This window comes from Paraburkholderia sp. WS6 (assembly GCF_030464835.1).
In the GTDB taxonomy this organism is placed as follows: Bacteria; Pseudomonadota; Gammaproteobacteria; order Burkholderiales; family Burkholderiaceae; genus Paraburkholderia; species Paraburkholderia madseniana.
This window is the reverse complement of the sequence record NZ_JALQCK010000006.1, coordinates 295,917-306,038: the sequence shown is the minus strand read 5'-3', so window position 1 is coordinate 306,038 and position 10,122 is coordinate 295,917. Positions and strand designations below refer to the sequence as shown.

Here is a 10,122-nt window from a genome sequence, read left to right as displayed (position 1 = left end):
GTGTCCGAAGCACGAAAGAGCGAGATTCTAGCGAGCCGGACGGCCCCTTGCAAGCCATATCTGGAATTTATTTCAAGGTGCCTTTTCTATGCGCACCGGCTCATCGACAACAGGCACTTTCACGTCGGGCGCCAGAGCATCCGCTGGCGGGGCGCCGATCGTCCAATCGTGCAGCACGGTATAGGCAACCGCCAGCAACGTCGGGCCGATGAATACACCAAGGAAGCCGAAAGCAAACGCACCGCCAAGGATGCCCAGCATCACCAGGATCAACGGCATGTCACTACTCTTGCCGATCAGGATTGGCTTGATGACGTTGTCGGACATGCCGACGACCAACACACCCCACACAACCAGAAAGATCGCCCAGCCAGTTGCACCGCCGTGATACAGCCAGATCGCCGCGGGCAACCAGACGACCACCGGGCCACCCGGTATAACCGACAGGAAGAACGTCGCCAGCCCAAGCAGCGCCGGCGCCGGGACGCCCGCGATCCAGCAACCGAAGCCAGCAAGAATGCCTTGCACAAGCGCCGTGCCGAGAATCCCGTAGACCACGCCCTTCACCGTGCTGCCCGCCAGCGCCAACAAGTAATCGGCGCGTTCGCCGGCGATGCGGCGCATGCCCGCCTTCAACCAGGCCGCCGCGCCCTCCCCTCCGGTATAAAAGAAGAACGCGAGCACGATACTCAGCGCCAACAAACCCAAACCGTGCGTAACGGCAATCGCAGCCGCCAGAATCCACTTGCCGGCCGGCGCCGCAAGCGCACGCATTTGCGCGATCAGTTCAGAGTTGCTGCTCGTTACGTTCGCCCAGAACGTCTCGATGTTCGAGCCAACCAGCGGGATTCGTCCAACCCACGGCGGCAAATCCGGCAAGCCAGCCTCGAAGAGCCTCTGTACCAACGCGACGATGTCGTGAACGTGCGCACCAAAGGCAAAGCCCGCATAGACGAACGGGCCAAGCACCACAATCAGAATAATGAGCACGATCAACGTCGCGGCGAGCTTTCGCCGCCCCCCGACCGCTGTAGTGAGCCGCCGGTATAGGCCCCACGAGCTATAACTGAGAATGGCGCCCCACAACAGCGCTGTTGTAAAAGGCGCAAGCACCAGCAGGGAGCCACCTACCAATATGATCAACGCGAACACTGCGGCGAGACGTTCAATCAGTTGGTCCGATTTCACTATGAATCTCCTGTTGTGCCAGACCACAGCGACGACGAATAGACATACGCTTGCCAGGCGCCCACCGACGGTGGTCAGTATAGGAGCGAGCCACGCCCCTGGGCATGTCTTATATCATCCGGCCAGGACGCCACGCAACGCATCTGACACCCTCCGCAACTGGCTTATTTTTAATGTGGAAACGTCCCAATCCATCCGGCATAGTCAGCCAAATAATATGGCGGCATAGAAAAGACTAGAATATAAGGTTCTGTGCCTCCCAATTTCTGGATTTATGCGCTCGCGAATCGCCAAACGTCTCCCCCCCGATGCCGACAAGCTTGTCGGTCTCTCGCTCGCGCTTTTCGCGTCGGGCAGCCGCACCGAAGACCGCTTCTGGGAAGCGAAGCTCGATGCGCTGCTGACCAAGATCGTCCGTAACGCCAACCAGACGACGCTGGACGCCGCGCTCGATCATCTGCAGCAGAATCATCCCGATGCTTACGGCGCACTCGCCGACATGGCGGAAACGCACAGCGAGTCGTTCATCGTCGACCATGAAGGCGCTCCTTATGAAGCGCTGCTGATCGCCGCGCCCGTGCTGGCCTGGACTCGCTACATGATTCCTTCCGGCCCGCTCAAAGTGGACGCAGCCGACGCGCTGCGCGCGCACCTGCAAGCGCACGTGCTCGCGGCAAATACGCGTGTGGCCATGGTGCCGTTCCTGTACAGCATCGACCAACTGCCGCGTCACCACGTCGAAACCTGGCGCATTGCCCAGCAACTCGCTCAAGCAGCCATGGCGGGTGGCAACGTCAAACTCAATTTTGGCGAACTGCCGGAAACCTCGCCCATCCTGGCCGACCCGCGCTTTCTGCTGGCCGTGGTCGCGGCACCGGTAGGCGAGCCGGCGTTTCGCTGGCAGGAAGAAGAAAACGGCAGCCGGATTGAGCGTGGTCAATGCCTCGAACAATGGGCAACGCAAGGCGGCGCCAATCTGTCGCTGGTGCTGCCCGGATGTGAGTTCGAGTGTCTGCTGCCGGATGCCTATTATTCGGCCTGCCGCGACGCCGACGAACGGGTGCGCCCTCACACGGTACGCACCGCCGTCCGCTACCTGTTCGACACAATCGGTGCGGCGCCACAGGAATTGCGCGCGGTTGTCGCAGGGTTCGGCGAGCGCCGTATCGACGAATACCGCGTCGGCTTCACGCGCCGCGGCAGCAATGATGTGATCTACGGCGTCGTATGGCCGCTTTACGGCCGCGAGAACGGCGAGCCCGGCATCGACGAAGAACCGCAAGAGACCGCTGCGTCAGACGACCCACTCGAAGAAATCGTCGCATTGCTCAAGGAAACCGGCGTGACAGACGTGCGCCGCCACTCGGGCCGCTTCGAGCCGGAATATTGCGATGACTGCGGTGTGCCGCTCTATGCGGACCCGCTCGGCGAAATCGTCCACGCCGAAATGCCGGAGGACGCGGAGCCCGCGCAACCGCATTTCCACTGACCCGCCAGCGCCGGCGTCATTGCGCCGCCGTCGACATCAGAAAGCCCCGCCGCGTGCGGGGCTTTTTTTATGTCATTCCTCCTATGCCTTTTGGACAGGGGGTCAAACCGAAGGGAATTTGTCATCATAGTGCCGGTGGTGCATCGCAATGCGCCCGGCACCTTCGCCGGCCCACACGCATCGCGCCACCTCGCCCGATTCATCTGGAGACACGGCATGCGATTCTCAATACTCAACTCAGACGCGGAACGACGCGATGGACTCAAAGCACTGCTGCGGCAAATCGACCGGCTAGCGCGCTTTAACGAAGCACAGGATTGGCGTCAGGTTGAGCGTACGCTCAAGCGTCTGCGTCCCGACCTGCTAGTGATTGACTGGCAGGACTGGATGTCAGTCGACGACACCCGTCATCTGCTCAGCCATTACCCGGACCTGCGCATTGCAGTGCTGACCGACAAGGTCTCTCCAACCGTCGTACGGGATCTCATGGACGAAGGTGTGCTCGGCGTGATTCCGCGCGAAACCGACCCATGCCTGATCGTGCGCGCTTTCGAGATGGTGCTGCTGGGCGGTCACTATGTGCCGCCCGGCGCGTTGGCGCTCAATCCTCCGCTACCGCCGGATGCCACCATCCGGCCGTTCGATGAAAAGAGTCCACCACCACGCCGGGCCAAACTTTCCAACGGCCTGTCGCCCCGCCAGGAGCAGATCATGCGCTGCGTCCACATGGGCAGCACCAACAAGATGATTGCGCGCACGCTCGGCATCAGTGAAGGCACCGTCAAGATCCATCTGACCAGCATATTTCAGCAACTCGGAGCGCCTAACCGCGCCGCCGCGGTCGCGCTGTACAACGGCTGGCTGTCGGCTCACTTGCAAGTACTGCGCAACGATGGCGGAGGTCAGGTTCGTCCGGTAATGGGGCAAGCCGGAGTGGTGCCATTGCGGCGCCGCACACTGCGGCGCTTCCAATATCCGTTGCCAGCGAACGACACGGCCGACACGCTGCCAATAGCGGCCGAACCGAGCACGCCATACGGCGATGCGCCCGCCGGGTTGACGGCGGAACCGGTCACGCAAGATTCGGCATAACGTCAGTCGGCGCGCGCGCCAGAATCGAAACGCGCGTTTTCTCGCGGCGTTCGCGCCGGCTGGCATGGAATCCGCTCACACCTTTTCTCGTCCAACGAGTAATATGAGATACATGGGTTTCCTCTACACACCGCTTCCGTTCTGGGTCGCTGTCGGTGGCTGGATCGCCACTGCGATAGTGGTCGCGCTCGCGCTGTGGAAAAATCCTTTCAAACGACTTCAGGACGGCACACTCCAGCACGTCTGGCTCGCAATCATCGTTGCGGTGTCCGTGCTGTGGGCGAGCAACGCGTGGCTCGACGACGGTACTGTCATGCATCTGCTCGGCGCCACGCTGGTTGTCACATTATTCGATTGGGCACTGGCGCTGATCGCCATGGCGATCGTCACCGGTCTCGCCGCTGTCGTCTTCGACGCCCCCTGGCAGGGCATTGCACTGACTTTCCTCGTGTTCGGTGCGTTGCCTGTCGGTATCTCGACCTTGATCCAACGCGCCAGCATCGCCTGGCTGCCGCGTAACCTCTTCATGTTCATTTTCGGCCAGGGTTTTGTCTCACCCGCCATTGCCGTGTCGCTTACGGCGGCCGCGGCGCTCGGCGTTCACATCACACTCGCAGACGGTTCAATGACCGTGGTGCCGGTCGGCTACGCGTTCAGCGTGCTTCTGCTCGCCACTGGCGAAGCCTGGTTCACGGGCATGTCGACGGCATTGATCGCGGTCTACCGCCCTGCGTGGGTTACCACTTATGATGTGCGTCGATATCGATTGGGCGGGCCACGCACCTGACACGGGCGCGGCATCGAGCACGTATCGACGGCAATCTGCCATCCCGGCACATAAAGCGCCTGAGTCCCCGCACCACGACAGGACAAAATATTTGTGTCAGGATTGAACTCATCCCTCTCGCCAGGCATCTTACGTGCCTCATGTCTTATTAGCGTCTAACGAACTAGATGGATCGCACCAACGTACCGCGCCGATTGCTGCGGTTGGTCGGCCGGTTAGCAACATTTGCAGCGAGTCTCTCGCTCATTTGCACTGCTCCCGCATACGCCGATCAACTCGAACAGCACAACGATCTCGTCAACAAATTTGTCAATGACATGCATGCGGACCCGCTAGTCGCGGACTGCGCTGCCCATGGCAATTTTGTTGCAAGCACATCGACCGCCTTCGACCATGTCGAATTTCCGCCCAGCTCCTTCGACAGCGCGCATGCGGCAGTCACGCCCTGGAACGATTCGTTCGACGAAGGCAAGCAGCGCGTCAAGGTGGACAACATCGTTACCGTCGAGGGCCTCGGTATCCGCCAGAGCGGCGGTGGAGATCCAGCCGATCTCAAATTCCGTTGCGGCTATGTGGGCGCCCAGATGCTGGCGTTCAGCTGGAACGATCCGGTGCCGCCGGCCCGTGCGCACAGCACCGGGTCAACGGGATCGCGAGCGTCCTCGGGCAAGCATAAGGGTGTGAAGGGCAAGCACTCGGCCAGCGGTAAAACTACGAAGAAAGCAACCGGCAAGTCCTCGAAGGCAAGCTCGGGAAAATCTTCGCGAGCAACTTCCAGCAAGTCTTCGGGTAAGTCTGCGAGCAAATCGACCGCGAAGAAGTCCCCAGCGAAAAAGACTCAATAGCGGACAAGAGCGAAGGCCGCGTCAACGGGTCCGTACTACGAACCTGGCTCGCACCCAGCAAAAAACGGGGCACACACTTCCAGAGTGTGTGCCCCGTTTCTTTATGCGGCGTCCAGTTACGCGAACGTCTCCATGTGTCGCAAAATAGCCTGCAGCATGGCGGCGCCCAGCGACGCGCTACGCTCCCCGTTCCAACCCACCCGCTCGTCCGGCAGATTGGCGTTGTCCTTGAACGGCATCTCCAGGGTCAACGACAGACAGCCGAATTCGTTGCCGACGTACTTCGAAGCCAGCTTGAGCGCGTCCTCACGATACTTGCTCGCGGCGTAGCCGTACTTGTCCTGGAAATCCGGGCTCGCATGCTTGAATGCTTCGATGAACGCTTTCTGCTCCTCGCCCTGCCGCTCGGTGAAACCCGGCAGCATTTCGGAGCCGGCCACGAACACGTACGGCAGCGCCTCGTCGCCGTGGATATCGAAAAAGAGGTCACAACCAGTCGCGTGAATTGCATCACGCACGACTAGCACCTCGGGACTGCGCGCGGCGTCCGGTTCCATCCATTCGCGGTTCAGGTTCGCGCCCGTCGCGTTAGTGCGCAAATTGCCGTGCACGCTGCCATCCGGATTCATGTTCGGCACGATGTAGAACACCGCGTGATCGTAGAGCTTGCGCGCCACCGGATCGCCCGCCCAATCGCCCCAACCCGCGAGACGCTTGACGAGACCTTCGATAAACCATTCAGCCATCGTCTCGCCAGGATGCTGGCGCGCGATCAGCCAGATCTTCTTTTTGGGCGTGTCACCGGTTTGCGGAGTACCAAGCGTCAGCAGCGACATCGGCCGGCCTTCGACAGTCTTGCCCAACTCCGTGAGCGTGGCCTGCGGCATCTGCTGGATGGCGCCGAGAAACTCCGAGTGACGTTCTTCGCTATACGGCTCGAAATACGCGTAGTAGATGCGATCGAAATCCGGCGTGTGGTCGATCGTCAACACACGGCCGTCGTAGGAAGTCGGCACGCGGAACCAGTTCACGCGGTCATAGCTTGCCACTGCCTGGTAGTCGCGCCAGCCTTCGGCGAAAGCGCACGCCGCGGCATTTTCGAAGGTCATCACGCAGCGCTCGCCGGCCGCGCCGGACAACCGGAAATAAAACCACTGCGCGAACTCGGCCTGACTGTCGGGCCGCACGCGCAAACGGATGTTGCCGGCGTCGTCGCAGGCCAGCACTTCGATCGCGCCCGCGTCGAAGTTGCTCGTAATCGATAACGTCATGATGTTCTTCCCTGCTTGTGTGCGCGGCAATCGCTTAGTCAGCGATGCGGCGGCGGAATACGTAGGTGGAATCGTTCGAGGCTTCGGCGTCGAACGCGTAGCCTTCGGCGTTGAAGGCCTTCAGTTGCTCGGGCTTGTCGAGACGGTTTTCGACCGCGTAGCGCGCCATCAGACCGCGTGCGCGCTTTGCGTGGAAACTGATGATCTTGTAGCGGCCGCCCTTCCAGTCTTCGAACACCGGCGTGATGATCGGCGCTTCGAGCACCTTGGGCTTGACCGACTTGAAGTACTCACCCGACGCGCAGTTGACCAACACGCTTGAGGCGGCAGCGCGCTTCTTCAATTGCGCGTTCAAAGCCTGCGTGATCCGTTCACCCCAGAACGCGTACAGATCCTTGCCGCGCGTATTGGCAAAGCGCGTGCCCATTTCGAGGCGGTACGGTTGCAGCAGATCGAGCGGACGCAACAAACCGTACAGGCCGGAAAGCACGCGCACATGATTCTGCGCGTAATCCAGATCGGCCGACGACAACGTTCTGGCATTGAAGCCTTCGTACACATCGCCGTTGAACGCGAGCACGGCCTGCTTGGCGTTGTGCGTGCCGAAACTGGGCGACCATTCCGCGTAACGCTGGAAATTGAGGTGCGCGAGTTGATCCGAAATGCTCATCAACGAACCGATTTGCTGCGGCGACAAAAGGCGCAATCCGCCGATCAATTCGGCCGCATCGTCGACGAAATCGGGGATCGTGTGCTTTTTGACGTGCGGAGGGGTTTCGTAGTCGAGCGATTTCGCCGGCGACAGAACGATTATCATAGAGGCTTGCAGGCACGCCGTGCCTGGCGGTCAAAGACGAAAGCCAGATTGTAACGAATGCCCGGTTCCCATGCCTCACACGGCGCTTTGCGCGTCGTCCTCGATTCCAATGTCTGGATCGATATTCTCGTGTTCGACGATCCGCACACGCGGCCGATTCGCGCCGCGCTCGAAAGTGGCGCGCTCGCCGCGCTGATCGACGCGCGCTGCCTCGCCGAACTCGCTTACGTGCTCGACTATCCGCAATTCGTGCATCGCAATGTGGACAAGGCGGCGGCGCTTGCCGTCGTTGCACGCCTCGCGCAGTTGGTCGAACCCGCTGCACCCGCGGAAGATGCCAGGTCGTTGCCGAAATGCAAAGACCGCGACGACCAGAAATTCCTCGAACTCGCGCACGCCGCACAGGCCGACTGGCTGGTGTCGAAAGACCGCGCGGTGTTGAAACTGGCCAAGCGGATTGCGCGTGACTTCGGTTTCCAGATTGCGCAGCCAGCGCCGTTCGTCAGCGTCTGCGTGAGCGCGGCAGACGAGCCAGCGCCCGTATGACCCCTGGCCGGATGGCCAACGTCGGGCCGACTGCGCGCACGCAGGGCCGCGATTCCCTACAATCAAGCTTCGTCCTTTTCGAACGACGTCTTTCGCCAACTCACTCGACCACGCTCCGGACAGCGCCATGAATGCACCGCACGACACGCCCATGAGTCCCTCGTTTCCGTCCCGCCTGCCGGACGTCGGCACGACGATTTTCACCGTGATGAGCGCGCTCGCCGCCGAAAAAGGCGCGGTGAACCTCGGCCAGGGCTTTCCCGACTTCGGCTGCGATCCCCGCATTGTCGACGCGGTCGCGAGCGCCATGCGCGACGGCCACAACCAATATCCGCCGATGGCGGGCGCCGCGCCGCTGCGTCAGGCGATTTCGGACAAGATCGCCAACCTGTACGGCCGCCGCTACGACGCCACCAGTGAGATCACCGTGACGGCAGGCGCCACCCAGGCGCTGCTGACCGCGATTCTCTGTAGCGTGCATCCGGGCGACGAAGTGATCGTGGTCGAGCCGACCTATGACAGCTACCTGCCGTCGATCGAACTGGCCGGCGGCAAGCCGGTATTCGTCACGCTCGACGCGCCCGACTACGCGATCCCGTTCGACAAGCTCGCCGCCGCGATCACGCCGAAAACGCGGCTCCTGCTGATCAACACCCCGCACAATCCGACCGGTACGGTCTGGCGCGCGGAAGACATGCGCAAGCTCGAAGAAATCGTGCGCGGCACCAACGTGCTGATTCTGTCCGACGAAGTCTACGAACACATGGTGTACGACGGCGCGCCGCACGAAAGCGTTGCGCGTTATCCGGAACTGGCGCAGCGCAGTTTCGTGGTGTCGAGCTTCGGCAAGACCTACCACGTCACCGGCTGGAAGATCGGTTACGTGGCCGCGCCCGCCGCGCTCACGGCTGAATTCCGCAAAGTGCACCAGTTCAACGTGTTTACGGTCAACACGCCGATGCAGGTCGGCCTCGCGGATTACATGAAGGATCCGGCGCCGTATCTGGATCTCCCCGCGTTTTATCAGAAGAAACGCGACTACTTCCGCGCCGGCCTCGCGAATTCACGCTTCAGGCTGCTGCCTTGCACGGGCACCTACTTTCAGTGCGTCGACTATTCGGCGATCAGCGATTTGCCCGAAGCCGAATTTGCGCAATGGCTGACCGGCGAGATCGGTGTCGCGGCAATTCCCGTTTCGGCGTTCTATCACGAGGCGCATGAATCGGGCGTGGTGCGCTTCTGCTTTGCCAAGCAGGAAGCCACCCTCGCCACGGCGCTCGACCGGCTGGCGCGGCTCTAGGACGCCCCGCGCGATGCTGCGAACGAACCCACGTTCCTCGCCATCGCGCGCAGCGGCCCATGCGTGCGTTGCACGCCCGAGCTCATTTCGCACGCAACGCCACCGCCACGCCTCAAGCCGGACGCGAGGCCGCGATATACGCCTTGCGATCATCGGTCACGCGCTGCGCGGCCGGTCGGGCGTTGATCGCCTTCACATAGCTTTTCCAGTCCACGCCGGCGTCGAGCAGAAAATCGCGGCCGTAGATGGTCTGCGTCGCCATGCCCACCAGCGGCAAGCTCACAAACCCCGCTGCGTCGGCGACACTGAAGCGCTCGCCGCGCAGATACGGCCCGAACTTCGCAATCCGCTTGAAGCCGGCAATGTGATGCGCGAGCAGCTTCTCGACGCGCCCCTTGGTCGCGTCAGTCACGGTGCCGCCGAAGAATGCTTCCTTGTAAAGATTGCGCGCGGTCAGTTCGAGATGCACATCCACGAACATGATCAGTTCGCGCTCTTTGGCCGCTTCCCACGGATCAGCGGAGAAAATTGCCTTGTCGGGAAAACGCGCGGCCAGATACTCGACGATGCCCTGCGATTCGCACAGATCGCCGTGTTCGGTCTGGATATAGGGCACCTTGCCGAGCGGAGAATGCTCGAGCATGGTCACTTCCTGGCTCGGCAGCACGAACACTTCCTCGAACGGAATGCCGTGTTCGAGGAGCACGAACTTCACCTTGTTGTAATAGTTAGAGAGCGCGAAACCGCACAGCTTGATCATCGGGTGTCTCCTTTCTTCGGGTTGTTT

At 61.3% G+C, this 10,122-nt stretch carries 10 protein-coding genes; 6 read left to right on the top strand and 4 right to left on the bottom strand.

Annotated elements, in window-relative coordinates:
• Positions 1–72: 72 nt before the first annotated feature.
• The gene (locus tag M0D64_RS10550) at positions 73–1,188 is read right to left on the bottom strand and encodes an AI-2E family transporter (protein WP_171929582.1); all 1,116 of its coding nucleotides are present in this window, start codon (positions 1,186–1,188) and stop codon (positions 73–75) included.
• A gap of 274 nt (positions 1,189–1,462) precedes the next feature.
• Between M0D64_RS10550 and M0D64_RS10545 the strand changes: the two genes are divergently transcribed.
• The 4 genes from M0D64_RS10545 (at position 1,463) to M0D64_RS10530 (ending at position 5,401) form a co-directional block, all read left to right on the top strand.
• Positions 1,463–2,677, top strand: a complete 1,215-nt coding sequence (locus M0D64_RS10545) for a DUF2863 family protein (protein WP_154567303.1) — start codon at positions 1,463–1,465, stop codon at positions 2,675–2,677.
• Positions 2,678–2,893: 216 nt separating this feature from the next.
• Positions 2,894–3,769, top strand: a complete 876-nt coding sequence (locus tag M0D64_RS10540) for a response regulator transcription factor (protein ID WP_154567304.1) — start codon at positions 2,894–2,896, stop codon at positions 3,767–3,769.
• A 112-nt stretch (positions 3,770–3,881) separates the two neighbouring features.
• Positions 3,882–4,556, top strand: coding sequence for an energy-coupling factor ABC transporter permease (locus M0D64_RS10535; RefSeq protein WP_093639753.1), 675 nt, complete (start codon positions 3,882–3,884; stop codon positions 4,554–4,556).
• Positions 4,557–4,723: 167 nt separating this feature from the next.
• Positions 4,724–5,401 carry a hypothetical protein gene (locus tag M0D64_RS10530; RefSeq protein WP_154567305.1) on the top strand — a complete coding sequence of 226 codons (678 nt, stop codon included), beginning with the start codon at positions 4,724–4,726 and terminating at the stop codon, positions 5,399–5,401.
• A 116-nt stretch (positions 5,402–5,517) separates the two neighbouring features.
• On the opposite strand, the gene M0D64_RS10525 is transcribed toward M0D64_RS10530, so the two are convergent.
• Both M0D64_RS10525 and yaaA read right to left on the bottom strand, forming a co-directional pair.
• Positions 5,518–6,672 carry a M14-type cytosolic carboxypeptidase gene (locus M0D64_RS10525; RefSeq protein ID WP_266257572.1) on the bottom strand — a complete coding sequence of 385 codons (1,155 nt, stop codon included), beginning with the start codon at positions 6,670–6,672 and terminating at the stop codon, positions 5,518–5,520.
• A 34-nt stretch (positions 6,673–6,706) separates the two neighbouring features.
• On the bottom strand, positions 6,707–7,489 hold the full coding sequence (yaaA, locus tag M0D64_RS10520) for a peroxide stress protein YaaA (RefSeq protein ID WP_266257570.1): 783 nt from the start codon (positions 7,487–7,489) through the stop codon (positions 6,707–6,709).
• Between the two features lie 57 nt (positions 7,490–7,546).
• Here yaaA and M0D64_RS10515 point away from each other — a divergent pair, with 57 nt between their 5' ends.
• Both M0D64_RS10515 and M0D64_RS10510 read left to right on the top strand, forming a co-directional pair.
• Positions 7,547–8,035 carry a putative toxin-antitoxin system toxin component, PIN family gene (locus tag M0D64_RS10515; protein ID WP_266257568.1) on the top strand — a complete coding sequence of 163 codons (489 nt, stop codon included), beginning with the start codon at positions 7,547–7,549 and terminating at the stop codon, positions 8,033–8,035.
• A 127-nt stretch (positions 8,036–8,162) separates the two neighbouring features.
• The gene (locus M0D64_RS10510) at positions 8,163–9,335 is read left to right on the top strand and encodes a pyridoxal phosphate-dependent aminotransferase (protein ID WP_266257567.1); all 1,173 of its coding nucleotides are present in this window, start codon (positions 8,163–8,165) and stop codon (positions 9,333–9,335) included.
• A 112-nt stretch (positions 9,336–9,447) separates the two neighbouring features.
• On the opposite strand, the gene M0D64_RS10505 is transcribed toward M0D64_RS10510, so the two are convergent.
• Entirely contained in the window at positions 9,448–10,095 is a 648-nt protein-coding gene (locus M0D64_RS10505) for a glutathione S-transferase (protein ID WP_171925045.1), read from the bottom strand.
• Between the last annotated feature and the right edge of the window lie 27 nt (positions 10,096–10,122).